We start from the raw sequence: 26,477 nt of genomic DNA, 5'->3' as shown, positions 1-26,477 counted from the left end.
CTGCCAGGCATCAAATAAAACAGAAAACCTCAGCCTGACGGCTGGGGTTTTTTGTTTATGTGACATCAAATTAAGCATTAACCCCGGCCGGAAGACCGGGGTTTTTTGCTTTTATACCCTTCATATTTTTAACTCTCTACCGTAGATTTATCCACTGCATTCCTGCCTTCAATCCAGCGTAAGCATCTGCCCTTCGTTATCACTCTTAAATGAAACATTTTCACCTTTTCGCTTCTGACTCGACATTGATCTATAAACTCGGTATCGTCAGGTGTCTGGATGTCTAAACGTTTAAACGTATGCTTTGAGGATATAAGGTTATGCCGATTCGGGTGCAGGACGAGCTACCAGCCGTCAATTTCCTGCGTGAGGAAAATGTCTTTGTGATGACTTCATCGCGCGCCAGCAATCAGGAAATACGTCCGCTAAAGGTACTGATCCTGAATCTGATGCCGAAGAAAATTGAGACGGAAAACCAGTTCCTGCGGCTGCTCTCCAACTCTCCGCTGCAGGTGGACATCCAGCTGCTGCGCATTGATAGCCGTGAATCTCGCAACACGCCTAGTGAACACCTCAATAACTTTTACTGTAATTTTGAAGATATCCAACACGATAACTATGACGGCCTGATTGTGACCGGCGCGCCGCTTGGGCTGGTTGAATTCAACGACGTCGCTTACTGGCCGCAGATCCAGCAGGTCCTGGAGTGGGCCAAAGATCATGTCACCTCGACCCTGTTTGTCTGCTGGGCTGTTCAGGCGGCACTGAATATTTTATACGGTATTCCTAAGCAAACCCGGGATGAAAAGCTGTCTGGCGTCTACGAGCACCATGTTACTCAGCCCCATGCTTTACTGACGCGTGGCTTTGACGACTCATTCCTGGCACCTCACTCTCGCTATGCCGACTTCCCTGCACAACTGATTCGGGACTACACCGATCTGGAGATTTTTGCCGAAACAGAACAGGGCGATGCCTATCTGTTTGGCAGCAGGGATAAGCGCATTGCGTTTGTGACCGGCCACCCGGAATATGACGCGTTGACGCTGTCAGGTGAATACTTCCGCGATGTCGAGGCGGGGCTTCAGCCGGAAGTACCGTATAACTACTTCCCGGGTGACGATCCAGCGAAAAAACCACATGCGACCTGGCGCAGCCACGGTAACTTGCTGTTCACCAACTGGCTGAACTATTACGTCTACCAGATCACGCCGTTCGACCTGCGCCACATGAATCCGACGCTCGATTAAGCGTTTCAGCTTCCCACCACAGGCGCCTTCGGCGCCTTTTTTCTATTCTGAAAACCACTTCCCCGCCTGCAAAAACTTTAATCTCATAAATATCAATGCGATAAATAAATTTAAAATCAAAAATGGAAATTGTTTTTGATTTTAAAAATTCATGAAGTAGTCTTAATTCTGTTGCATGAAAACTGCACAGCCGTGCGCGATTCACTTTTGGCCGTCTCGACGGGATAAGACGAAGGAGTAACCGAATGACACAACAGACAGTTAGCGAAGAGCTGGCCTTTAGCCAGCCGTTTGGCGAGCAAGAGAAGCAGATCCTCACCCCGGAAGCCGTAGAATTCCTCAGCGATCTGGTGAGTCGCTTTACTCCACAGCGCAACAAGCTGCTGGCATCTCGCATTGCTGAACAGCAGGCTATCGACGGCGGAAAGCTTCCTGATTTTAATTCGGAAACCGATTCCATTCGTAAAAGTGACTGGCAGATTAGAGGCATTCCTCAGGATCTCCTCGACCGTAGGGTAGAAATTACCGGGCCGGTTGAACGTAAGATGGTGATCAACGCCCTGAATGCTAACGTAAAAGTCTTTATGGCCGACTTCGAAGATTCCCTGGCGCCGAGCTGGAGCAAAGTCATCGACGGCCAGATCAACCTGCGCGATGCGATTAACGGCACCATCAGCTGGACAAACGAAGCGGGAAAAATCTATCAACTGAAGCCCGACCCGGCGGTCCTGGTTTGCCGCGTGCGTGGCCTGCATCTGCCTGAAAAACATGTGGCCTGGCGTGGGGAAGCTATCCCAGGCAGCCTGTTCGACTTCGGGCTGTATTTCTTCCACAACGTGGATGCCCTGCTGGCTAAAGGCAGTGGCCCATATTTCTATTTGCCTAAAACCCAGTCATGGCAGGAAGCGGCCTGGTGGAGCGAAGTATTCAGCTTTACGGAAGATCGGTTCGATCTGCCGCGTGGCACCATTAAAGCGACCTTGCTGATCGAAACGTTACCGGCTGTCTTCCAGATGGACGAGATCCTGCACGCGCTGAAAGATCACATTGTCGGTCTGAACTGCGGGCGCTGGGACTACATCTTCAGCTACATCAAAACCCTGAAAAACCATCCGGACCGCGTCCTGCCGGACAGACAATCCGTGACGATGGATAAACCGTTCCTGAATGCTTACTCGCGTCTGCTGATCAAAACCTGTCATCGTCGCGGTGCGTTTGCGATGGGCGGCATGGCGGCCTTTATCCCGAGCAAAGACAGCGCGCGGAATGAGTGGGTGCTGAACAAAGTTAAAGCGGACAAAGAGATGGAGGCCAACAACGGCCACGACGGCACCTGGATTGCGCATCCGGGCCTTGCGGACACGGTTGTTGAGGTCTTTGGCAAAGCGCTGGGTGAGCGCCAGAACCAGCTGGATATTAGCCGCAGCGAAGATGCGCCAATTACCGCGGCACAGTTGCTTGAGCCTTGTCCTGGCGAACGCACCGAAGAAGGCATGCGTGCCAACATCCGCGTTGCGGTGCAGTACATCGAGGCGTGGATCTCCGGCAACGGCTGCGTACCGATTTACGGGCTGATGGAGGATGCCGCGACCGCTGAAATTTCCCGTACTTCCATCTGGCAATGGATCCACCACCAAAAGACGCTAAGCAACGGCCAGACCGTGACGAAAGCGCTGTTCCGCCAGATGCTTGCCGAAGAGATGTTGGTGATTCAGGAAGAGCTGGGCGACCAGCGTTTTAGCCAGGGACGCTTCGATGAAGCTGCGAGGCTGATGGAACAAATTACCACCTCAGAAGAGTTAATCGACTTCCTGACGCTGCCGGGCTACCGCCTGCTTGCCTGAACCTAACCCTATAAAAATGGAGCATCTGAAATGAAAACCTCTCGTAGCCAACAGATTCAACAAGTACAACAAGAATGGACACAGCCGCGTTGGGAAGGCATTGAGCGTACCTATAGCGCAGAAGACGTGGTGAAACTGCGTGGTTCGCTGACCCCGGAATGTACCCTGGCACAGCACGGGGCGGCTAAACTCTGGCGCCTGCTGCACGGTGAGTCGAAAAAAGGCTACGTAAACAGTCTGGGAGCGTTAACCGGTGGCCAGGCTTTACAGCAGGCCAAAGCCGGCATCGAAGCCATTTATCTCTCCGGCTGGCAGGTTGCAGCGGACGCTAACCTCGCGTCCAGCATGTACCCGGATCAGTCGCTCTACCCGGCGAACTCTGTCCCTGCAGTAGTCGATCGGATCAACAACAGCTTCCAGCGCGCGGATCAGATCCAGTGGGCATCGAATATTGAGCCGGGCGATCCACGCCACGTTGACTACTTCCTGCCGATCGTTGCCGACGCAGAGGCGGGTTTTGGCGGCGTGCTGAACGCCTTCGAACTGATGAAGTCGATGATTCAGGCCGGTGCCGCTGCGGTGCACTTTGAAGACCAGCTTGCTTCCGTGAAGAAATGTGGCCACATGGGCGGCAAAGTCCTGGTCCCGACTCAGGAAGCTATCCAGAAATTAATCGCTGCTCGTCTGGCGGCCGACGTGATGGGGGTTCCAACGCTGCTGATCGCTCGTACCGATGCCGATGCGGCAGACCTGATCACCTCCGACTGCGACGAATATGACCGTGAGTTCGTCACCGGCGAGCGTACGCAGGAAGGTTTCTATCGCACTCGGGCTGGTATTGAGCAGGCTATCAGCCGCGGCCTGGCTTACGCCCCTTATGCCGATCTGGTCTGGTGTGAAACCTCTAAACCCGATCTGGACCAGGCTCGTCGCTTTGCTGAGGCTATCCACGCTCGCTTCCCAGGCAAGCTGCTGGCCTACAACTGTTCGCCGTCATTTAACTGGAAGAAAAACCTCGATGACAAAACCATCGCTTCCTTCCAGCAAGAGCTGTCGGACATGGGCTACAAATACCAGTTCATCACCCTGGCGGGGATCCATAGCATGTGGTTCAACATGTTCGACCTGGCGCACTCTTATGCGCAGGGTGAGGGAATGCGCCACTATGTTGAGAAGGTACAGCAGCCTGAATTTGCTGCCGCTTCTGAAGGCTACACCTTCGTTTCTCACCAGCAGGAAGTGGGCACCGGCTACTTTGACCGCGTAACCACCATTATCCAGGGCGGTGCTTCTTCCGTAACCGCGTTGACCGGTTCTACCGAAGAAGAACAGTTCTGAACAAACTTTATTTTCCCCCTCTCCTTTGGGAGAGGGCTGGGGTGAGGGGAGAAATAAATGTCACACAGGCTGGAGCTGTTAATTGCCCACACCATCCTGCAGGGGTTCGACGCACAATACGGTCGATTTCTCGAGGTCACCGCAGGTGCCCAGCAGCGCTTTGAACAGGCCGACTGGCACGCCGTTCAGCAGGCGATGAAAAGCCGCATCAACCTGTACGATCACCATGTAGGCCTCGTCGTAGAACAACTTCGCTGCATTACCGGCGGGCAGAACACCGACGCGGCCTTTTTACTGCGCGTGAAAGAGCAGTACACCCGGTTGTTGCCGGATTATCCGCGTTTTGAAATTGCCGAAAGCTTTTTTAATTCCGTCTATTGTCGGCTCTTCGACCACCGCTCGCTTACTCCCGAGCGGCTTTTTATCTTTAGCTCGCAGGCGGGCAAACAGCTCCGGCCGCTGCCTCGTCCGCTGGCTAAAACCTTTTTCCCGGAGCAGGGCTGGACGACCTTGCTCACGACCTTGCTTTCCGATCTCCCGCTGCGCCTGCCCTGGCAAGATATTGCGAGGGACGTTGGTTTTATCCTGGCCCATCTCCATGAAACGTTCGGCGCAGAAGCATTGCGAACGGCCACGCTTGAAGTGGCCAACGAACTGTTTTATCGCAACAAAGCCGCCTGGCTGGTTGGCAAACTGGTGCTGGCGGGAGGCAAAATTCCATTTTTGCTGCCGATCCATCGCACCGATGATGGCCGCTTAATGGTAGACACCTGCCTGACCAGCTCGCCTGAAGCCAGCATCGTTTTCGGCTTTGCCCGTTCTTATTTCATGGTTTATGCCCCTTTCCCCGCCGCACTTGTCGAGTGGCTACGCGAGATTTTACCGGGTAAAACCACCGCCGAACTGTACATGGCAATTGGCTGCCAGAAGCATGGCAAAACCGAGAGCTATCGTGAATATCTGACCTACATTAACAATACGCCCGAGCAGTTTATTGAGGCGCCCGGCATACGCGGCATGGTGATGCTGGTCTTCACGCTGCCGGGTTTCGATCGCGTTTTTAAGGTGATAAAGGACAGGTTTGCGCCGCAGAAAGAGGTCACCGCCGAAAGGGTTCGTGCCTGTTACCAGCTGGTAAAAGAGCACGATCGCGTAGGGCGCATGGCGGATACGCAAGAGTTTGAAAACTTCGTGCTGGATAAGCAGCAAATAAGCCGTGAGCTGATGGCGCTGCTGCGTGAAGAAGTCCCGGAAAAACTGACCGATCTTGGTGACCGCATTGCCATCAGCCATCTCTACATCGAGCGGCGAATGGTGCCGCTTAACCTGTGGCTGGAGCAGGTAGAAGGCCAGCAGCTGAGGGATGCGGTGGAAGAGTACGGCAACGCTATTCGTCAGCTGGCGGCGGCCAACATCTTCCCGGGAGACATGCTGTTTAAAAACTTTGGCGTGACGCGCCACGGGCGAGTGGTGTTCTACGATTACGATGAAATTTGCTATATGACCGAGGTAAATTTCCGGGATATTCCGCCGCCTCGTTATCCGGAGGATGAGTTGTCCTCCGAGCCCTGGTACAGCATCTCGCCGGGCGATGTCTTTCCGGAAGAGTTCCGGCACTATCTTTGCGCGGACAGGCGTATTCGCCCGCTATTTGATGAAATGCATGCCGACCTTTTCCGCGCCGACTTTTGGCGAGCTTTGCAAACCCGCATCCGCGAGGGCTATGTCGAAGATGTCTTCGCCTATCGCCGCCGCCAGCGTTTCAGCCAGCGGTTTGGCGAAGTGAAGCGGGCAGGTTAGCGCCCGCCGCCGTATGCCAGCGTTATTTCTTTCGCGGCTTTAATCACCAGCGCGCCAATCTCCGTCACCCGGTCATCGGTGATGCGTGAAATTGGGCCGGAAATGGAGATCGCGGCAAACGCCTCGTGGTGCTCGTCGTAGATGCACGAGGCCACGCAACGCAGCCCCAGCGCATGTTCTTCATCGTCAAACGAGTAACCACGCTTGCGCGTTTGCGCTAAATCTTCTTTTAAATGCAGCGGTGAAGTCAGCGTCGCAGGCGTGTAGCTGTGCAGGCCTTTACGATGTAACAGGCCGGCCAGCTCGTCGTCGTTCAGGTGAGCCAGAAACGCTTTGCCTGCGCCGGACGCGTGCATCGGCAGCTTGCCGCCAATAGGGGCTGACATACGCATCAGCTGCGTGCACTGAACCTGATCGATAATAATCGCCTGATGATCGCTCTTATCGAGCACCGCGAGGTTAACGGTTTCGCCGGAGGCTTCCATCAGTTTGCGCAGAATCGGGTGCACGATGGCCAGCAGGTTGCGGCTTTGCAGGAAGCTGCTGCCGACGACAAAAGCGTGAGCGCCAATCGTCCAGTGACCAAGATCGCCCACCTGATGGACAAAGCCTAACTGCTGCATCGTGGTGAGCAGGCGATGGGTGGTGGAATTGGGCAAACCAGCCTGCTGGGCAAGCTCGGTGAGTGCCACACTACCGTGAGACTCGGCAATCCACTCCAGCAGCTTAAGGCCGCGGGTCAGGGACTGCACTTGCCCGGTAGCAGCCGGAGCCGCAGCGGCTGCGGCGCGGGGTTTCTTACCTCGTTTAGCGGGGACTGTAGCAACCATACCGAACTCCTTTTTCGTATCGTGGAAATCATTTTCGTTTTATTTGGCGAATTTGCAACCACTACCCGGACTGATCGGAGGAGTGATGCTGAACATCTCTCATGTTCCCGACGTGCGGCTTTTACGACCCTATAGATTGTGCAAGTATGGGATGGCATATCCGTCAGGCAGGGAAAACAGGTGGGAGTGAGCGTGAGCAACAACGTAGAAAAGCTGAAGCAACAACTGAGTGAACGCATTCTGGTGCTGGACGGCGGTATGGGGACCATGATCCAAAGCTACCGTCTTGATGAGAGCGATTTCCGCGGGGAGCGTTTTGCCGACTGGCCGTGTGACCTTAAGGGCAACAATGACCTGCTGGTGCTTAGCAAACCGGAAATTATCGCCGCGATTCACTATGCCTACTTTGAGGCAGGCGCAGACATCGTTGAAACCAACACCTTCAACTCCACAACCATTGCGATGGCTGATTACCAAATGGAGTCGCTGTCGGCGGAAATAAACTACGAAGCCGCGAAGCTGGCGCGTGCCTGTGCCGATGAATGGACGGCACGCACGCCGGAAAAACCACGCTATGTCGCCGGTGTGTTGGGCCCCACCAACCGCACGGCTTCAATCTCCCCGGACGTGAACGACCCGGCCTTCCGCAACATCACTTTTGATCAACTGGTCGCCGCTTACCGTGAATCGACCAGGGCGCTGGTGGAGGGCGGAGCCGACCTGATCATGATCGAAACGGTTTTCGACACCCTCAATGCCAAAGCCGCCATCTTCGCCGTAAAAGCGGAGTTTGAAGCGCTCGGCGTTGACCTGCCGATCATGATTTCCGGCACCATTACCGATGCGTCGGGCCGTACGCTTTCCGGCCAGACGACGGAAGCTTTCTATAACTCCCTGCGCCACGCCGACGCGCTCTCCTTCGGACTTAACTGCGCGCTAGGGCCGGACGAACTGCGCCAGTACGTGGCTGAATTATCGCGTATTGCCGAGTGCTACGTGACCGCTCACCCTAACGCCGGTCTGCCAAATGCTTTCGGCGAGTACGATCTCGATGCAGACGTTATGGCTCAGCAGATTGGGGAATGGGCACAGGCCGGATTTCTGAATATTGTCGGCGGCTGTTGTGGGACGACGCCTGCGCATATCGCCGCGATGAGCGCAGCGGTAGCTGGCGTTGCGCCGCGTCAGCTCCCCGAACTGCCGGTTGCCTGCCGCCTGGCCGGACTTGAGCCGCTGAACATTGGCGCTGACAGCCTGTTTGTGAACGTAGGCGAACGTACCAACGTCACCGGCTCGGCTAAATTCAAGCGGCTGATCAAAGAAGAAAAATACAGCGAGGCGCTGGACGTTGCGCTGCAGCAGGTCGCCAGCGGCGCGCAGATCATTGACATCAACATGGACGAGGGGATGCTCGACGCCGAAGCGGCGATGGTGCGCTTCCTGAACCTGATTGCCGGCGAGCCGGATATCGCCCGCGTGCCAATCATGATTGACTCCTCGAAATGGGACGTCATCGAGAAAGGGCTAAAATGCATTCAGGGCAAAGGCATCGTTAACTCCATCTCGATGAAGGAAGGCATTGAGCCGTTTATCCACCATGCGAAGCTGGTACGCCGTTACGGTGCGGCGATGGTGGTGATGGCGTTCGACGAAGCGGGCCAGGCGGATACCCGTGAGCGCAAAATCGAGATTTGCCGCCGGGCCTACAAAATTCTTACCGAAGAGGTGGGCTTCCCGCCGGAAGACATCATCTTTGACCCGAACATCTTCGCGGTGGCGACCGGCATCGAAGAGCACAACAACTACGCCCAGGATTTTATCGGCGCCTGCGAAGACATTAAGCGCGAGCTGCCGCACGCGATGATTTCCGGCGGCGTGTCTAACGTCTCCTTCTCCTTCCGTGGCAACGATCCGGTGCGCGAAGCCATTCACGCGGTATTCCTCTATTACGCGATCCGCAACGGCATGGACATGGGGATCGTGAACGCCGGGCAGCTGGCGATTTACGACGATCTTCCGGCCGAGCTGCGTGACGCCGTAGAAGACGTCATTCTTAACCGGCGTGACGACAGTACAGAGAGGCTGCTGGATCTGGCCGAAAAGTATCGCGGCAGCAAAAGCGATGACGGCGCAAATACTCAACAGGCGGAATGGCGAAGCTGGGATGTGGCGAAACGCCTGGAATATTCGCTGGTGAAAGGCATCACCGAGTTTATTGAAGCGGATACCGAAGAAGCCCGCCAGCAGTCGGCTCGCCCAATCGAAGTGATTGAAGGCCCGCTGATGGCCGGGATGAACGTGGTGGGCGATTTGTTTGGTGAAGGCAAAATGTTCCTGCCGCAGGTGGTGAAATCCGCCCGCGTGATGAAGCAAGCGGTGGCTTACCTGGAACCGTACATCGAAGCCAGCAAGGAACAGGGCAGCAGTAACGGTAAAATTGTGCTGGCGACCGTCAAAGGCGACGTGCACGACATCGGCAAGAACATCGTCGGCGTGGTGCTGCAGTGTAACAACTACGAAATTATCGACCTTGGCGTGATGGTGCCCGGCGAGAAAATTTTGAAAACCGCTCGTGAAGTGGGGGCCGATATCATTGGCCTGTCCGGATTGATCACCCCGTCGTTGGACGAAATGGTCAACGTCGCCAAAGAGATGGAGCGCCAGGGCTTTACGCTGCCGCTGCTGATCGGCGGGGCAACCACGTCAAAAGCCCACACGGCGGTGAAAATAGAGCAGAACTACAGCGGCCCAACCGTCTACGTTCAGAACGCCTCGCGCACCGTCGGCGTGGTTTCTGCTCTACTTTCAGAAACCCAGCGCGATGAATTTGTCGCCCGTACCCGCAAAGAGTACGAAGTGGTGCGAACGCAGCACGCGCGTAAAAAACCACGCACGCCGCCGGTTACGCTGGAGATAGCGCGGGATAACGACCTTCCTTTTGACTGGGAAAGCTACACGCCTCCGGTTCCGCATCGGCTGGGCGTGCAGGAAGTTACCGCCAGCATTGAAACGCTGCGGAACTACATCGACTGGACGCCGTTCTTCATGACCTGGTCGCTGGCCGGGAAATACCCGCGTATTCTGGAAGATGAAGTGGTAGGCGAGGAAGCGCAGCGCCTGTTTAAAGACGCCAATGACATGCTCGATATGCTTCACCGCACGAAGACAATGACGCCGCGCGGCGTGGTTGGCCTGTTCCCGGCGAATCGGGTGGGGGACGATGTTGAGATTTATTCCGACGAAACACGATCTCAGGTTAAAGCCGTCAGCCGCCATCTGCGCCAGCAAACCGAAAAAAGCGGCTTCCCGAACTACTGTATTGCCGACTTTGTTGCGCCTAAGCACAGCGGTAAAACAGACTACATCGGTGCTTTTGCGGTCACCGGCGGTATTGAAGAAGACGACCTGGCCGGCGCCTATGACGCGCAGCATGATGATTACAACAAAATCATGGTGAAAGCCGTTGCCGATCGCCTGGCCGAAGCTTTTGCAGAATATCTGCACGAGCGTGTGCGTAAAGTCTACTGGGGCTATGCGGCCACGGAAAACCTCAGCAACGAGGAACTGATTCGCGAGAATTATCAGGGGATTCGCCCGGCACCAGGCTACCCGGCCTGCCCGGAGCACACGGAAAAAGCGGCCATCTGGGCGCTGCTTGACGTCGAAAACGTGATTGGCATGAAGCTCACCGAGTCTTACGCCATGTGGCCCGGTGCGTCCGTTTCAGGGTGGTACTTCAGCCACCCGGACAGTAAGTACTTTGCCGTCGCGCAAATCCAGCGTGATCAGATAGAGGACTACGCCCGCCGTAAAGGCATGCCGATCGGCGAGGTTGAACGCTGGCTTGCGCCGAACCTCGGGTACGACGCCGACTGACTCACAAACCTGTTATCTTTCCTTACAACTTACAGGGCGCTCTATGGGCGCCTTGTCTCTTTATTGAAGTTAACCCCTTATACTGAAGGAGGGTGGCTATTTTTGCCTCAGGAACCCTAAAAACGATAAGGAGAACAAAAATCCGTGCTGACCTTGTTACACCTGCTGTCCGCCGTTTCGCTGCTGGTTTGGGGCACGCACATTGTGCGTACCGGTATCATGCGTGTTTACGGTGCCAACCTGCGCAGTGTACTTAGCCACAGCGTAGAAAAGAAACCGCTCGCCTTCTGCGCCGGTATAGGCGTTACCGCGCTGGTGCAAAGCAGTAATGCCACCACCATGCTGGTGACCTCGTTTGTTGCCCAGGACCTGGTGGCGCTGGCCCCTGCGCTGGTGATCGTGCTCGGGGCTGATGTCGGTACAGCGCTAATGGCGCGTATCCTGACCTTCGATCTTTCGTGGCTTTCGCCGCTGCTGATTTTCATCGGCGTTATCTTCTTCCTCAGTCGCAAGCAAACGCGCGCCGGGCAGCTTGGCCGCGTAGGGATTGGTCTGGGCCTTATTCTGCTGGCGCTGGAGCTGATTGTTGGGGCCGTGACGCCGATTACCCAGGCGAACGGTGTTCAGGTCATCTTCGCTTCTCTGACCGGCGATATCATGCTCGACGCGCTGATTGGCGCGATGTTCGCCATCATCAGCTACTCCAGCCTGGCTGCCGTTTTACTGACGGCCACGCTGACGTCTACCGGCGTGATCTCCTTTGATGTGGCGCTGTGCCTGGTCATCGGGGCCAACCTGGGCTCCGGCCTGCTGGCGATGATCAACAACAGCGCTGCCAATGCTGCGGCCCGCCGGGTGGCGCTGGGCAGCTTGCTGTTTAAGCTGGTGGGTAGCCTGCTGGTGCTGCCGTTTGTGCATGTCTTGGCCCGGCTGATGCACCACCTGCCGCTCCCTGAGTCTGAACTGGTTATCTACTTCCACGTCTTCTACAACCTGATTCGCTGCCTGGTGATGGTGCCTTTTGCCGAACCGATGGCGCGTTTCTGCCGCCGGGTTATCAGCGAAGCGCCTGAAGTCGACGCCCGCATGAAGCCGAAGCATCTCGACCCGACGGCACTGGATACGCCCGCGCTGGGGTTGTCCAACGCCGCGCGTGAAACCCTGAGAATGGGGGACGTGCTGGAACAGATGCTGGAAACCTGGAGCAAGGTGATGCACGGCGAACCGCGTCAGGAAAAAGAGCTGCGCAAGCTGGCCGACGATGTGGACGTGCTGTATACCGCCATCAAGCTTTATCTGGCGCAGATGCCAAAAGAAGATCTGGTGGAAATGGAATCTCGCCGCTGGGCGGAAATTATTGAAATGTCGCTAAACCTGGAGCAGGCGGCAGACATCATCGAGCGTATGGGCAGCGAAGTGGCGGATAAGTCTCTCGCCGCGCGCCGGGCCTTCTCGCCGGACGGCCTGACCGAGCTGGATAACCTGCTTCAGCAGCTGATCAGCAACCTGCAGCTCAGCCTGTCGGTATTTTTCTCAAGCGATCTGGGCAGCGCCCGCCGCCTGCGCCGCAACAAACACCGTTTCCGCATCATGAACCGCCGTTACTCCCACGCTCACGTGGACCGTCTGCACCAGCAAAACGTGCAGAGCATCGAAACCAGTTCGCTGCACCTTGGGCTGCTGGGGGACATGAAGCGCCTCAACTCGTTGTTCTGTTCCGTCGCCTACAGCGTGCTGGACCAGCCGGACGATGACGACGAACGGGATGAGTATTGATCGTTAACCCGGCATCGCTCTATAATTGAACAATGTATGCGCATTGTTATGGGGGTTAATATGCGTGTTGAAAGTGCAGCCGCCAAAAAATCGGTGAATGTCACGCTCGCGCCGGAGATTCTGGATGAGGCCCGTAAGCTGAAGTTAAACATCTCGGCGGTACTGACTGAGGCATTAATCGAGAAATTTCGCGAAAACGCTCGGGTTGAGTGGCTCAGGGACAATCAGGAAAAGATCGCCGTGCTTAATGAGTTTGTTGAGGAGCACGGCTCGTTCAGTGATTTTCAGAGGACCTTCTGATGGAACAGTTTCACGCCTACGAGAATACTGGCGCAGGGAAGAAAACGTATCCTTATCTCATCAATATGCAGCATCCCATTGCTGATGCCTTAAAGCATGCCCTGGTCATTCCCGTTATTGAGCGCGAATTACTGGGGGCCATGCCTCCAGAAAAAATCTGCCCCATCGTGACTATTGAGGGGCGGCCTTGCGTGGCGATGACTCACATGATGGCAGGTATTCCGCTTAAAGAACTCGGTGCTTCGGTCGCTGATTTGACGCATTACAGAGATGAGCTGTGTGGCGCCGTTGATTTTATGATTCAGGGTTACTAACAGGCCCATTTTACGGTTCGCAACGCCCTGCGGGTAAGGTATAGTCCTGGGTTTTCGGAGGAGCCATGCTGACTAATTCATCTATTCGTCTTAACAAATACATCAGCGAGAGCGGGATCTGCTCACGCCGTGATGCCGATCGCTACATCGAACAGGGCAACGTTTTTATTAACGGCAAGCGCGCCAAAATTGGCGATCAGGTTTTTGCCGGCGATAGCGTGAAGGTGAATGGTCAGCTCATCGAACCCCGCAATGAAGAAGACCTGGTGCTGATTGCGCTGAATAAGCCGGTGGGGATTGTGAGCACCACGGAAGACGGCGAAAGAGACAACATCGTCGACTACGTGAACCACAGCAAGCGCGTGTTCCCAATCGGCCGCCTGGACAAAGACTCCCAGGGGCTGATTTTCCTCACCAACCACGGTGACCTGGTGAACAAAATTCTGCGCGCCGGGAACGACCACGAGAAAGAGTATGTGGTCACGGTGAACAAACCGGTCACTGATGAGTTTATTCGCGGTATGGGCGCGGGCGTGCCGATTCTCGGCACCGTCACCAAAAAATGCAAAGTCAAAAAAGAAGCCCCGTTTGCGTTTCGCATCACCCTGGTTCAGGGGCTGAACCGCCAGATCCGCCGCATGTGTGAACACTTTGGCTATGAAGTGACGAAGCTGGAGCGTACGCGCATCATGAACGTCAATCTCACCGGTATTCCGCTGGGGGAATGGCGTGACCTGACGGATGATGAACTGATTGAGCTGTTTAAGCTGATTGAGGATTCGTCTTCAGAGGCGAAACCGGCTAAAAAAGAGAAGCCAAAAACGGCCAGCCCGGCGGCGAAAAAACCGTTGGTAAGCGGCCCGAAAAGCTCAGCAAAAACGCCCGCTGAGCTTGCCTCGCGTAAACGCTTTGCTTCCCCAGGCCGGAAGAAGAAAGGCCGTTAAACTAGCGTTTTCCTCGCGTGTGGTTATTGGCCGACCATGAATAGGTGGTTGTCGTATCCGGCTTTAATGCATTCTGTTTCTTCAGCTGGCGAGCTTTCTTAGCCGCCAGCGCACGTTCCGCCATCAGCTTGTCTATGTACTCTTTTTTTACCTGATTAGTCTCTGAGTTGGTCAACGTACGACCGTGGGCAATGCGGGCGCGATCCAGCAGCGTTTTTAACTCACGCTGTTCGCTTTCCGTCATGTCTTGCTGTGTCAGTCTGGCTGTAGCCATCGTTGCAATCTCCCAGGAAAGGACGTTCAGTGTAAAACAAACCCTCCGCGGCGACGAGACAAAAAAGCCTGCATCAGCAGGCTTTTAGCGATTATTTTTTGTCATCAGGCTTCGAGGTTATCGCCTTGCCAGACCAATAGCCGGCGAGCAGGGAACCGGAAAGATTGTGCCAGACGGAGAACAATGCGCCAGGCAGTGCAGCGAGCGGGGAGAAGTAGATTTTTCCCAGCGTGGCCGCAAGACCTGAGTTCTGCATCCCCACTTCGATAGCCAGCGTCCGGCAGGTCGACTCGTCAAACCCAAACAGGCGTCCGCCCCAGTAGCCGCCGAGCAGGCCAATAGTGTTATGCAAAATCACCGCGACAATCACCACCAGTCCCACGGAAGCGATATGTGACGCCGAACCGGCAACCACCGCGCTAATGATGGCGAGAATACAAAGCATGGAAAATGCGGGCAGCCAAGGTTCCACGCGCTTTACCAGGCGTGGGAAAAGGTGATGCACAATCAGGCCCAGGCCAATCGGGATAATGACGATTTGCAGAATGCTGACCAGCATGCCCATCACATCGACTTTTATGTCGGCATCCACATACAGACGGGTCAGCAGCGGTGTGGCAAAAACGCCGACCAGCGTGGAGACCGAAGAGATCGTTACGGAGAGCGCAACGTCGCCTTTCGCAAGATAAATCATGACGTTGGACGCCGTGCCGCTGGCTACGCTGCCAACCAGCACCATCCCGGCTGAAAGGTCGGGCGGCATATGGAATAGCATCGCCAGCAGCCACGCCGCCAGCGGCATCACCAGGTAATGCAGAAAAATACCTGCGGCCACCGGAGCCGGGCGCGACAGCACGCGTTTAAAGTCTTCAATCCGAAGATGCACGCCCATACCAAACATAATGAGCATCAGCAGCGTGCTGACCCACGGGCCAATCGGAGTAAAGGTTGAGGGGGTATAATACGCAGCGACGGAGAGCAGCAGCGCCCAGAGCGGGAACAGCCGGGTTAGAGTGGCGAACATAGCGGTGTCCTTGCAAAGTGTGTGTTGTTTTATGGTTATAAAAAAGCCGGGTGCGAGCCCGGCTTTCTGTATTCATTGCATAGTTCAGGCTGTTATTCAAACAGGTTGTGGTGCAGCTTCTGCACCACCTGCTCGGCATCGTCGCCAGGCACCAGGAAGCACAGGTTGTAGCTGGAAGCGCCGTAGCAAATCATGCGGATATTGAACGGATCGAGCACGCCGAACACTTCTTTGCCTACGCCACAGGCCTGGGACAGCTTATTGCCGATGATGGCAACCAGCGCCAGGTTCTCTTCAACTTCCACGCGGCACAGCGATGAAAGCTCGGTGAGCAGCGCGGTGGTCAGCAGACTGTCGCCGGTGGAGGTAGAGCCGGTGGTGTCCATGGTCAACGCCACGCTCACTTCGGAGGTGGTGATCAGATCCACGGAAATATTGTGGCGAGCCAGAATGCTGAACACTTCCGCGAGGAAACCGCGTGAATGCAGCATATGCAGGCTGTGCAGCGTCAGCAGCGTTTGCTTACGACGCACCGCAAGGGCGCGGAAGAGCGGTGGATTTTCCGTTTTTTTACACACCAAAGTGCCGCCAGCCGCAGGATCTTTGCTGGAGCCAACAAACACCGGGATATCACAGCGCACGGCGGGCAGCAGCGTGGCCGGGTGCAGCACCTTCGCCCCGAAGGTGGCCATTTCGGCGGCTTCTTCAAAGGCGATGCGGTCGATACGTTTTGCCGCAGGCACCATGCGCGGGTCGGTGGTGTAGATGCCCGGCACGTCGGTCCAGATATCCACGCGAGCGGCATTCAACGCTTCGCCCAGCAGCGCAGCGGTATAGTCGCTGCCGCCGCGGCCAAGGGTAGTCGTTCTGCCTTTCTCTTCGCTACCGATAAAGCCTTGAGTGATCACCAGGGATTCCGCGAGGCGCGGCAGCATCTGCTGGCTTGCCAGTTCCGCCAGCGCGGCGATATCCGGCTCGGCACGGCCAAAGCGGTCGTTGGTGCGCATGACTTTACGAATATCGAACCACTGCGCTTCAACGCTACGTTCACGCAGAATTTCTACAAACAGCAGGGTGGACATCAGTTCACCGTGGCTGACCAGTTCGTCGGTTAGCGCGGTTGAGGTCGCAAGGGAGGCGGCTTCCGCAAGCGTCGTGATGTTTTCCAGCAGGCGATCGATCTCTTCGCGGATCACTTCCGGGCTCGCCAGGCGCTCAACGATGTTGTACTGGATTTTGCGGATGGCATCGAGCTTGACGAAACGTTCGGTCGCTTCGAGGCCTTCAGCCAGAGCAACCAGCAGGTTAGTCACGCCAGCGGAGGCGGAAAGTACCACCACGCGGACGTGGTTATCGGCCAGCACCACATCGGCGCTGCGGTTCATCGCATCGAAATCGGCGACGCTGGTACCGCCAAATTTGGCGACTACGGTTTGAGACATAACTACCTCGTGTCAGGGGCCATTCAACTGGCAAAAAAGTATTCAGCCTTGGCACAAGGGAAGAGCGGTAAACGGGTGGGCGCAGAGCAGGAGAACTACGATATCACCCAGAAGTGCTCCACCTTGTTTATCCGGCTTTATGAGCCGGATATGAAACGCTCGACTGCGAACGTTTCCTGGTGACAACCCAGAGGATTCAGCCCCTGCAGCCGACAATAAGCGTGACCAGCCGCTTCATCATCTCGGCGTTGCTCCCCCTCACGTATCGTCCTTGTTACTGGTTTCTCGGATACGATTTTCTGGGCAACGCGCCTCTTCTGGCCTGCGCAAGCGCAGGTAGCGCCTAATAAATAAAGCTTCAGCGAAGGCATGTCAACTGCGGGGTTATGCGGATTTTTCATGTTAAATCCGTAATCAGGAATTTAACTTATAAGAGGGTATTTTTGCCGCTTTTTAGGGGGTTACGGGAAACCCTCGGTTAATGGCATAAAATCAATCACAATTTTTGCCTGCAGGCGCTACAATCGACCGAAGTCACAATTCTCAAATCAGAAGAGTATTGCTATGAAAAACATCAACCCGAAGCAGACCTCTGCCTGGCAGGCGCTCCAGAAACACTACGATGAGATGAAAGACGTTACGCTTTCCGAGCTATTCGCGAAAGATAACGACCGCTTCAGTAAGTTCTCCGCAACCTTCGATGACCTGATGCTGGTGGATTTCTCCAAAAACCGCATCACCACCGAAACCCTCGAAAAACTGCAGGCTCTGGCGAAAGAGACCGAACTGCAGAGCGCGATCAAATCTATGTTCGCCGGCGAGAAAATCAACCGCACCGAAGACCGTGCCGTTCTGCACGTTGCCCTGCGTAACCGTAGCAACACGCCTATCGTGGTCGACGGCAAAGACGTGATGCCGGAAGTGAACGCGGTGCTTGAGAAGATGAAAGCCTTCTCTGAAAGCATCATCAGCGGCAGCTGGAAAGGTTACACCGGTAAAGCTATCACCGACGTGGTTAACATCGGTATCGGCGGCTCTGACCTCGGCCCATTCATGGTCACCGAAGCGCTGCGCCCTTACAAAAACCACCTCAACATGCACTTTGTGTCCAACGTTGACGGGACTCACATTGCCGAAGTGCTGAAGAAAGTGAACCCGGAAACCACGCTGTTCCTGGTCGCCTCCAAAACCTTCACCACTCAGGAAACGATGACCAACGCCCACAGCGCGCGTGACTGGTTCCTGCGTGCGGCTGGCGATGAAAAACACGTAGCGAAACACTTTGCTGCGCTGTCCACCAACGGTAAAGCCGTCGGCGAATTCGGTATCGACACTGCAAACATGTTCGAATTCTGGGACTGGGTTGGCGGTCGCTACTCTCTGTGGTCCGCGATTGGTCTGTCTATCATCCTGTCCGTGGGCTACGACAACTTCGTTGAGCTGCTGTCCGGCGCGCATGCGATGGATAAACACTTCTCCACCACGCCTGCCGAGCAAAACTTACCGGTTCTTCTGGCGCTGATCGGCATCTGGTATAACAATTTCTTCGGCGCTGAAACTGAAGCGATTCTGCCATACGACCAGTACATGCATCGCTTTGCGGCTTACTTCCAGCAGGGCAACATGGAGTCCAATGGTAAGTATGTTGACCGCAACGGCCACGCCGTAGACTACCAGACTGGCCCAATCATCTGGGGCGAGCCGGGCACCAACGGCCAACACGCGTTCTACCAGCTGATCCATCAGGGGACCAAAATGGTGCCTTGCGACTTCATCGCGCCGGCTATCAGCCATAACGCGCTGTCGGATCATCATCCAAAACTGCTGTCTAACTTCTTTGCTCAGACCGAAGCGCTGGCGTTCGGTAAATCTCGCGAAGTAGTAGAGCAGGAATACCGTGACCAGGGTAAAGATCCGGCCACGCTGGACCACGTTGTGCCGTTCAAAGTGTTCGAAGGCAACCGCCCAACCAACTCCATCCTGCTGCGTGAAATCACCCCGTTCAGCCTGGGCGCGTTGATTGCGTTGTATGAGCACAAAATCTTCACCCAGGGCGCAATCCTGAACATCTTCACCTTCGACCAGTGGGGTGTGGAGCTTGGCAAACAGCTGGCTAACCGCATCCTGCCGGAGCTGGGTGACGACAAGCAAATCGCCAGCCACGACAGCTCCACCAACGGCCTGATTAACCGCTATAAAGCATGGCGTGATTAATTAATCCGCTTGATGTAAATATGCCAGCCTTGTGCTGGCATATTTTTTATAAGAGTTATCCCCTTGCTGTCATAATTTCTGATATTGCCACCCTGAGGTTAATCCGAAAATTAAATACCCCACGTATTTCCTGTGTCTTTTATTTAAGATTATATTGAATTTATTTTGTGCTTTTATTCTTTTAGTGTGTTGTTTTAATTGATTTATTCCTACATTAAATATAATTAACGCATTAATTTTTACTCTTTTTCTTAAAATCCCCTTCTTATTTGCCACAGACCAATTCATCACATTGTGTTGTGTATACTCGATCGCGCCTGAAACCTTTTCAGGTAAATCTCCATTCATTCAATGAAGGGAAATTGTAATGAGAAAAACCCTTTATGGCGCTTTAGCCATATTTACGCTGGCAGCCGCCGGCGCGGCGAATGCTGACCCTGTAGCAGTGGGTGATGCGGCCGGCGCGCAGGCGACGTCTGTGTCTGCAGGCAGTTCTGCTGCAACCAGCGCCAGCACTGTTGGTTCTGCGGTCGGTGTGGCATTAGCCGCAACCGGTGGCGGCGACGGTTCTAACACCGGGACCACCACAACCACGACGACCAGCACCACCACCCGTTAACGTTTGGGTGTTTTTAACCATAACCACACTTCGGTGTGGTTATTTTAAACCGGGGAATCACCGTGCAGCGACTCGCAATACTCTTTGTCTGTCTGTTACTCCAGGCGTGCTCAGCGACCACCAGAGGGCTGGGTACCTCGCTTTGGCACAGTGTTGCCGGAGGCGGCGGCGTGCAGCTTACCGATGATGAAATTGCCGAGATGCGCTACGCGAGCCAATACATGAGCATCAACAACGGCCCGCAGCTGTTCGTGGTACTCGCTTATAACGAAGACGGCCAGCAGAAGTGGGTGACGCAGGACAGGTCGGTCATCGTCACGCAAAACGGTCGCATCGTGAAAACGTCCGGGCTACGCGACAACCTGACGGAAGTCACCAACCTGACCAGCGACCCGCTGGCGAAAGTGAAACAGATCAAGGATGGCGCGAGCTGGACCCGGCAGATGGCCTGGACTGAACGCCAGCAGGTTCGCTACGCCCCAGCAACGTCGACCTTTGAATTTGACGGTACCGACACGGTGAAGCTCGGCAGTAGCGTGACCAAAGTGCGAATTCTGGAAGAAGAAGTGACCGCGCTCGGAAAAAGCTGGACGAACCGCTACTGGGTGGATGATGAAGGGCAAATCCGCAAATCAAAACAGTACCTTGGCCCTGGCTACTGGCCCATCACTACGCTTCTTGTGAAGGCGGCAAAACAATGAAAAAAATCCCCTTTACGCTGATAGCGCTGCTTTTCGCCAGCGCCTTTAGCCACGCAGAAAGTACCGTGACCGTGTATGTAAAACCGCAAACGCAGCCGCAGGTGATAAAAGACGCTGAGCGGCTGGCGGATTTAGTGACTAACCCTGCGTTAAGCCGCAGCTGGTGGCCTGCGGCGGTGATTAGCACCCGGCAGGCAAGCGCCGCAGAAGAGCAGAAGCACCGGCAGCTTCTGGCCCGCCTGGCTGAGGTGGCCGCAGACGAAGACGGAGATGACGGCGCCGCCATCAACGGGCTGCGTCAGCAGCTCAGCGCCATGCACGTAACCGGGCGGCAGTTTGTCAATCTGGACCCCGATTGGGTGCGCCTGCGCCCGCAGGCGAACGTGCCGCTTCAGGGGGAGTACAGCCTGTGGACCGGGCCGCAGCCCACAACAATCACCCTGGTGGGATTAGTCAGCTCGCCGGGAGTGAAACCTTTTACCCTAGGGCGCAGCGTGGATGACTATCTGGATGACACCAGTTTGTTGAGCGGGGCCGAAAGAAGCTACGCCTGGGTGATTTACCCGGACGGCAAAATCGAAAAAGCGCCGGTCGCGTATTGGAATAAGCGCCATATAGAACCGTCGCCAGGTAGCCTTATCTTTGTGGGTTTCTCCGACCGCCTTTTCAGCGCCACCTTTGATGAACTGAACCAGCAAATTCTCAACACCCTGACCCATCGGATACCGGATTAATGAAAAAACGTTACCTGTATAGCCTGATTGCGCTGGCGGTGACTTCCGCCTGCCGCGCCGAAACGTATCCGGCACCCGTTGGCCCTTCTCAGGCAGATTTTGGCGGCGCGGGCCTGCTGCAAACGCCGACGGCGCGTATGGCGCCTGAAGGCGAATTTAACCTCAACTATCGCGACAACGATCAGTATCGCTTTTACTCCGCCTCCATGCAGCTTTTCCCCTGGATGGAAGCCACGCTCCGTTACACCGACGTGCGGACTCGCCACTACAGTAGCGTGAAGGCTTTCTCGGGAGACCAGACCTATAAAGACAAAGCGTTTGACGTGAAATTCCGCCTTTGGGAAGAGGGCTACTGGCTGCCTCAGGTTTCCGCCGGTATTCGTGACCTGGGCGGTACCGGGCTGTTTGACGGTGAATATGTGGTGGCAAGCAAAGCGTGGGGGCCGTTCGACTTCAGCCTCGGCATGGGCTGGGGATATTTAGGTACCAGCGGCAACATCAAAAATCCTCTCTGTGAATACAGCGACAAATATTGCCATCGCGATAACAGCTACCAAATGGCGGGCTCTTTCAACTTTAGCGGCATGTTCCACGGCCCGACATCGCTGTTTGGCGGCGTGGAGTACCAGACGCCGTGGCAGCCACTCAGGCTGAAAGTTGAGTATGAGGGTAACAACTACAGCCATGAATTTGCGGGAAAAATAGACCAACGCAGCAGCGTCAACGTCGGCGCTATCTATCGGGTAACCGACTGGGCCGACGTGAACATGAGCTACGAGCGCGGCAACACCTTTATGTTTGGCGTGACGCTCCGCACCAATTTCAACGACCTCAAGCCGGGGTACAACGATTCCCGTCGTCCTGAGTACCAGCCGCATCCGCAGGACGAAATTCTGCAGCACAACGTGGCGGCCAACCAACTGACCGATCTGAAGTACAACGCTGGGCTGATCAACCCGAATATTCAGGTCAAAGGTGACACGCTTTACGTCACGGGCGAGCAGGTGAAATACCGTAATTCCCGCGAAGGTATCGAACGCGCCAACCGCATAGTGATGAATGATCTGCCGGATAATATTCGCACCATCCGCATTACCGAAAGCCGCCTCAATATGCCGCAGGTCACCACTGAAACGGACGTGGCCAGCCTGCGTAATCACCTTTCAGGCGAACCGCTGGGACAGGAAACGACGCTGGTGCAAAAACGCGTTGAGCCTGTGGTGCCAGAAAGCACCGAGCAGGGGTATTACATCGAGAAGTCGCGCTTCAACTACTCGCTCGATCCGATTCTCAATCAGTCTATCGGCGGCCCGGAAAGCTTCTACATGTACCAGCTTGGGGTGATGGGGAACGTCGATTACTGGCTGACGGACCACCTGTTAACCAGCGGCAGCCTGTTTGCTAACGTCGCCAATAACTACGACAAATTTAACTATACCAATCCGCCAACGGATTCAACGCTACCGCGAGTGCGTACCCACGTTCGCGAATATGTAGAAAATGATATTTACATCAACAACCTGCAGGCTAACTACTTCCAGTACTTTGGGCATGGGGTCTACGGCCAGGTTTACGCGGGCTACCTGGAAACCATGTACGGCGGCGCAGGGGCGGAGCTGCTTTACCGTCCGGTGGACAGTAACTGGGCGATCGGCGTTAACGGTAACTACGTCAAACAGCGTGACTGGCGCAGTTCGCAGGACATGATGAAATTCACTGACTATAGCGCTAAGACAGGGCATATCACCGGCTACTGGACGCCGCCGTTTGCACAGGATGTGCTGGTTAAGCTCAGCATCGGCCAGTACCTGGCGCAGGATAAAGGCGGCACGCTGGAGATCTCCAAACACTTTGACAGCGGTATTGTGGTGGGCACCTACGCCACCATTACCAACGTGTCGAAGAAAGAGTACGGCGAAGGGGACTTCACCAAAGGTTTCTACATCAATGTGCCACTGGATATCTTCTCTGCCTACCCGACCCGCAGTCGGGCGCAGGTGACCTGGACGCCGCTGACGCGTGATGGCGGGCAGATGCTGGGCCGTAAGTTTGACCTGTACGGAATAACCAGCGACCGCAGCGAAAACTTCCGCTAATGAAGGTAAGTAAATAAACTAGATCACGATCACATTTTCGACGTATAACAGCCTCTCAATACCACAATAATAATGAGAGGCCGTTATGCCTGCGACACCGCGTTTTGCCTGGATTTCTACCGTCATGCAGACGGTGCTCAATCTGGGTTTATTAGCCCTGGGGCTGATCCTGATTATCTTCCTGGGCAAAGAAACCGTTCACCTGGCCACCGTGCTGTTCACGCCGGGGGATGATGCCAGTTCGTACCTGTTCATCGAAGGGCTGGTGGTCTACTTCCTCTATTTCGAGTTTATCGCGCTGATTGTGAAGTACTTCCAGTCGGGCTATCACTTCCCGCTGCGCTACTTCGTCTACATCGGCATCACCGCGATTGTGCGGCTGATTATCATCGATCATAAATCGCCGCTCGACGTGCTGATTTATTCCGCAGCGATTCTGGTGCTGGTGATAACGCTCTGGCTGTGCAACAGCCAGCGCCTGAAACGAGAATAAAAAAGGGCGGCCCTGGGGCCGCCTGAATAAAATACTAAGGTCAAAGTTGAGGGTTGCAGTGGTATGGCATAAAGATGAAGCAAATGACTTTCAGGAATAAACGTTAACCTTTCACCCCGCCAGCGGTCAGGCCGCTCACCAGCCAGCGCTGGGCCAGCAGGAACACAACGGTAATTGGTATCGCGGAGAGCACCGCCGCGGCGGCAAAATCACCCCACAGGTAGTTTTGCGGATTGAGGTATTGCTGCATACCCACGGCCAGCGTGTAGCTGTCCACGTCGCGCAGCAGCAGAGAAGCCACCGGCACTTCGGTAATCGCGGCAATAAACGACAGGATAAAGACCACCGCCAGAATCGGCACCGACAGCGGCAGCAGCACCAGGCGGAATGCCTGCCACGGCGTCGCTCCGTCCAGCGCGGCGGCTTCTTCCAGCGAGCTGTCGATAGTTTCGAAGTAGCCCTTAATCGTCCAGACGTGCAGCGCAATCCCGCCTAAATAAGCAAAGATCACCCCGCCGTGCGTGTTCAGACCGATAAACGGAATGTACTGGCCTAAGCGGTCAAAGAGGGCATACAGCGCGACCAGCGACAGTACCGCCGGGAACATCTGGAAAATCAGCATCCCTTTCAGCAGCGTGGCTTTACCCGGGAAGCGCATACGGGCAAAAGCATAGGCGCAGGTCGTCGAAAGCGTAACGATGCCTATCGCCGTGATCCCGGCAATCTTTATCGAATTCCACAGCCACAGTAGAACCGGAAACGGCGGCGGCGTAACGCGACCATCCGCGTGTTCCACGCTAAAGCCCAGCGCCAGCTTCCAGTGTTCCCATGACACCTGGTCCGGGATCAGGCTGCCGGTCGCAAAGTTACCCGGACGCAGCGAAATGGCGATCACCATCAGCAGTGGGAACATGATTGCCGCGATAAACAGCAGCAGCAGAAAGTGCGTGAGAAACAGACGCAGCTTTTGAGATTTGGGTTGCACCATGGCCATCGTCAGGCTCCTTAATCAAACTTCATTCGGGTGGCTTTCAGGTTAACAATCGCAAGGGCGCCCACCAGCAGGAAGATAAGCGTTGCGATAGCTGCAGCCAGGCCAAAGTCCTGGCCGCCGCCACCTTCAAAGGCGATACGGTAGGTGTAGCTCACCAGCAGGTCGGTATAACCCGCTGGCGTAGTCGTCCCGAGCCGGTCCGGGCCGCCGTTGGTCAGCAGTTGAATCAGCACGAAGTTGTTAAAGTTAAAGGCAAAGCTGGCGATCATCAGCGGCGTAAGCGGCTTAATCAGCAGCGGCAGCGTGATTTTAAAGAAGTTCTGGAACGGGCCCGCGCCGTCCATCGCTGACGCTTCGTAAAGGTCGTCAGGAATAGCTTTCAGTAGCCCCATGCACAGGATCATCATGTACGGGTAGCCCAGCCAGGTATTGACGATGATAATCATCGAACGAGCGGTTGTCGGGTCGCTAAACCAGGCGGGCTTAATGCCGAACAGTGCGCTCAGCATCATATTGATTTCGCCGAAGCTTTGGTTGAATAAGCCTTTGAAAATCAGTATCGAAATAAACGAAGGCACGGCGTAGGGCAGAATCAGCAGCAGGCGATACACCGCCTTACCCTTCAATGATTCCCACTGCACCACGCAGGCCAGCACCATCCCTACCGCGACGGTAAGAATCACCGTCAGCACCGAGAAAATCACCGTCCAGACGAAGATCGCCAGGAACGGCTTTTGAATCCCGTCATCATGGAACACGCGGAGGAAGTTTTTCCAGCCGATAGTCACGGTATAGCCAGGACTTAGCTGTTCCCCGGCCCAGCTACCGTCGGCATTCACCGATTCGTAATAGCCGACATGGTCGTTCGGGGCGTATTTCACGCTGGTCTGATTATTGGTCAGCTCGCCGTTTTCCGTGAGGGTGTAGAGCGGGCGAGTGCCGGAGAACTGGCGCAGCGAGCTCATCACGACCCGGGTTTCATCCGGCAGCACGGCGGTTATCTGGCTCAGCGCCTGGCGGTTTTGGGTGATCACCCGCAGATTGCCGCGCTCGCCTTCCGGCAGCGCATCTACTTCTTTCAGCTGGATTTTTTGTGCGCCGCCAAAAGTGAATTTGTCCGAAACATAGTTTTTACCGCTTTCCCCATCGGTCAGCGCCAACGTCCATTCGTTACCATTCGGGTAAAGCCCAAAATTGAACGTTTTGCCCGCCTGGTACTGGCGGTCCATCAGCACCTGCTGCGCGCGTTCAAACGTCAGCTGGTTGGTGCTGCTGTAGTTGGTGAAAGCGATAGCGATAGTGCAGATCAGCGGGAAGAGGACGAACAGCCCCATACCGGCCATACCGGGATAAACATAGCGCCAGGCATAGGCCTTGCGGTTAGCAAAAATATAGAGGCCAAGTGAGCTTAAAATCAGCGTCATTATGGCGAACAGGTACTCCCCCTGGGCGTACATTAAAACCACAAGATAGCCAACCAGCAGGCCCAATGCCCCGATGACTGACCATTTCAGTCCCTCGTTTTGCCACCAGCGGCTCTTTTTAACTGCATCCATGGGGTGTTCCTCTACAGCGTGTTATTTCCCCTCACCCTAACCCTCTCCCCAAGGGGGA

21 protein-coding genes and 1 riboswitch are annotated in these 26,477 nt (G+C 55.3%); of the genes, 15 read left to right on the top strand and 6 right to left on the bottom strand.

Annotated features, from left to right (window positions below; all coding sequences use genetic code 11):
• The first annotated feature begins 320 nt into the window (after positions 1–320).
• The 4 genes from metA to aceK all read left to right on the top strand — a co-directional run bounded on the left by metA (position 321) and on the right by aceK (position 6,232).
• Positions 321–1,250, top strand: coding sequence for a homoserine O-acetyltransferase MetA (metA, locus tag CNE01S_RS11355; protein ID WP_061276085.1), 930 nt, complete (start codon positions 321–323; stop codon positions 1,248–1,250).
• A 245-nt stretch (positions 1,251–1,495) separates the two neighbouring features.
• Positions 1,496–3,094 carry a malate synthase A gene (gene aceB / locus CNE01S_RS11350; protein WP_061276083.1) on the top strand — a complete coding sequence of 533 codons (1,599 nt, stop codon included), beginning with the start codon at positions 1,496–1,498 and terminating at the stop codon, positions 3,092–3,094.
• A 30-nt stretch (positions 3,095–3,124) separates the two neighbouring features.
• Positions 3,125–4,432: an isocitrate lyase gene (gene aceA, locus CNE01S_RS11345; RefSeq protein ID WP_061276081.1), complete on the top strand. Its 1,308-nt coding sequence runs from the start codon at positions 3,125–3,127 to the stop codon at positions 4,430–4,432.
• 57 nt (positions 4,433–4,489) lie between these two features.
• On the top strand, positions 4,490–6,232 hold the full coding sequence (gene aceK / locus CNE01S_RS11340) for a bifunctional isocitrate dehydrogenase kinase/phosphatase (protein WP_061276080.1): 1,743 nt from the start codon (positions 4,490–4,492) through the stop codon (positions 6,230–6,232).
• Here the strand turns inward: aceK and iclR are convergent.
• On the bottom strand, positions 6,229–7,062 hold the full coding sequence (gene iclR, locus CNE01S_RS11335; protein ID WP_061276078.1) for a glyoxylate bypass operon transcriptional repressor IclR: 834 nt from the start codon (positions 7,060–7,062) through the stop codon (positions 6,229–6,231). The genes aceK and iclR overlap by 4 nt on opposite strands.
• Positions 7,063–7,254: 192 nt before the next feature.
• Between iclR and metH the strand changes: the two genes are divergently transcribed.
• The 5 genes from metH (at position 7,255) to rluF (ending at position 14,272) form a co-directional block, all read left to right on the top strand.
• Entirely contained in the window at positions 7,255–10,938 is a 3,684-nt protein-coding gene (gene metH, locus CNE01S_RS11330) for a methionine synthase (RefSeq protein ID WP_061276089.1), read from the top strand.
• A 144-nt stretch (positions 10,939–11,082) separates the two neighbouring features.
• Positions 11,083–12,714, top strand: coding sequence for a Na/Pi cotransporter family protein (locus tag CNE01S_RS11325; RefSeq protein ID WP_061276076.1), 1,632 nt, complete (start codon positions 11,083–11,085; stop codon positions 12,712–12,714).
• Positions 12,715–12,750: 36 nt separating this feature from the next.
• The gene (locus CNE01S_RS11320; protein WP_061276075.1) at positions 12,751–13,014 is read left to right on the top strand and encodes a type II toxin-antitoxin system CcdA family antitoxin; all 264 of its coding nucleotides are present in this window, start codon (positions 12,751–12,753) and stop codon (positions 13,012–13,014) included.
• On the top strand, positions 13,014–13,328 hold the full coding sequence (locus tag CNE01S_RS11315; protein WP_045780956.1) for a CcdB family protein: 315 nt from the start codon (positions 13,014–13,016) through the stop codon (positions 13,326–13,328). The genes CNE01S_RS11320 and CNE01S_RS11315 overlap by 1 nt, the downstream gene beginning before the upstream one ends.
• 65 nt (positions 13,329–13,393) lie before the next feature.
• Positions 13,394–14,272 carry a 23S rRNA pseudouridine(2604) synthase RluF gene (rluF, locus tag CNE01S_RS11310; protein WP_061276074.1) on the top strand — a complete coding sequence of 293 codons (879 nt, stop codon included), beginning with the start codon at positions 13,394–13,396 and terminating at the stop codon, positions 14,270–14,272.
• A gap of 1 nt (position 14,273) precedes the next feature.
• Here the strand turns inward: rluF and CNE01S_RS11305 are convergent, their stop codons facing one another.
• The 3 genes from CNE01S_RS11305 to lysC all read right to left on the bottom strand — a co-directional run bounded on the left by CNE01S_RS11305 (position 14,274) and on the right by lysC (position 17,012).
• The gene (locus CNE01S_RS11305) at positions 14,274–14,546 is read right to left on the bottom strand and encodes a YjbD family protein (protein WP_008455871.1); all 273 of its coding nucleotides are present in this window, start codon (positions 14,544–14,546) and stop codon (positions 14,274–14,276) included.
• Positions 14,547–14,637: 91 nt separating this feature from the next.
• Complete coding sequence (panS, locus tag CNE01S_RS11300) at positions 14,638–15,570, bottom strand: ketopantoate/pantoate/pantothenate transporter PanS (RefSeq protein ID WP_061276073.1); 933 nt, start codon at positions 15,568–15,570, stop codon at positions 14,638–14,640.
• 92 nt (positions 15,571–15,662) lie between these two features.
• Positions 15,663–17,012 (bottom strand): lysine-sensitive aspartokinase 3, encoded by a 1,350-nt coding sequence (lysC, locus tag CNE01S_RS11295; RefSeq protein ID WP_061276071.1) that lies wholly within the window; start codon positions 17,010–17,012, stop codon positions 15,663–15,665.
• 103 nt (positions 17,013–17,115) lie between these two features.
• A riboswitch (Lysine riboswitch) is annotated at positions 17,116–17,337 on the bottom strand.
• Positions 17,338–17,576: 239 nt separating this feature from the next.
• Here lysC and pgi point away from each other — a divergent pair.
• The 6 genes from pgi (at position 17,577) to psiE (ending at position 23,869) form a co-directional block, all read left to right on the top strand.
• Positions 17,577–19,226 carry a glucose-6-phosphate isomerase gene (gene pgi / locus CNE01S_RS11285; protein WP_061276067.1) on the top strand — a complete coding sequence of 550 codons (1,650 nt, stop codon included), beginning with the start codon at positions 17,577–17,579 and terminating at the stop codon, positions 19,224–19,226.
• A 367-nt stretch (positions 19,227–19,593) separates the two neighbouring features.
• Positions 19,594–19,845 (top strand): exopolysaccharide production protein YjbE, encoded by a 252-nt coding sequence (gene yjbE, locus CNE01S_RS11275; protein WP_008455862.1) that lies wholly within the window; start codon positions 19,594–19,596, stop codon positions 19,843–19,845.
• A gap of 62 nt (positions 19,846–19,907) precedes the next feature.
• Positions 19,908–20,546: a YjbF family lipoprotein gene (locus tag CNE01S_RS11270; RefSeq protein ID WP_061276062.1), complete on the top strand. Its 639-nt coding sequence runs from the start codon at positions 19,908–19,910 to the stop codon at positions 20,544–20,546.
• Positions 20,543–21,280: a capsule biosynthesis GfcC D2 domain-containing protein gene (locus tag CNE01S_RS11265; protein WP_061276060.1), complete on the top strand. Its 738-nt coding sequence runs from the start codon at positions 20,543–20,545 to the stop codon at positions 21,278–21,280. The genes CNE01S_RS11270 and CNE01S_RS11265 overlap by 4 nt, the downstream gene beginning before the upstream one ends.
• Positions 21,280–23,376 (top strand): YjbH domain-containing protein, encoded by a 2,097-nt coding sequence (locus CNE01S_RS11260; protein ID WP_061276058.1) that lies wholly within the window; start codon positions 21,280–21,282, stop codon positions 23,374–23,376. The genes CNE01S_RS11265 and CNE01S_RS11260 overlap by 1 nt, the downstream gene beginning before the upstream one ends.
• An 85-nt stretch (positions 23,377–23,461) precedes the next feature.
• Positions 23,462–23,869 carry a phosphate-starvation-inducible protein PsiE gene (gene psiE, locus CNE01S_RS11255; RefSeq protein ID WP_039299448.1) on the top strand — a complete coding sequence of 136 codons (408 nt, stop codon included), beginning with the start codon at positions 23,462–23,464 and terminating at the stop codon, positions 23,867–23,869.
• A gap of 103 nt (positions 23,870–23,972) precedes the next feature.
• Here psiE and malG read toward each other — a convergent pair whose 3' ends face one another.
• Both malG and malF read right to left on the bottom strand, forming a co-directional pair.
• On the bottom strand, positions 23,973–24,863 hold the full coding sequence (gene malG / locus CNE01S_RS11250) for a maltose ABC transporter permease MalG (RefSeq protein WP_061276055.1): 891 nt from the start codon (positions 24,861–24,863) through the stop codon (positions 23,973–23,975).
• Between the two features lie 11 nt (positions 24,864–24,874).
• The gene (gene malF / locus CNE01S_RS11245; protein WP_061276048.1) at positions 24,875–26,419 is read right to left on the bottom strand and encodes a maltose ABC transporter permease MalF; all 1,545 of its coding nucleotides are present in this window, start codon (positions 26,417–26,419) and stop codon (positions 24,875–24,877) included.
• Between the last annotated feature and the right edge of the window lie 58 nt (positions 26,420–26,477).

Origin of the sequence: Cedecea neteri NBRC 105707 = ATCC 33855, from assembly GCF_001571265.1 — a bacterium.
Taxonomy (GTDB): domain Bacteria; phylum Pseudomonadota; class Gammaproteobacteria; order Enterobacterales; family Enterobacteriaceae; genus Cedecea; species Cedecea neteri.
This window is presented reverse-complemented; position numbering and strand designations above follow the sequence as displayed.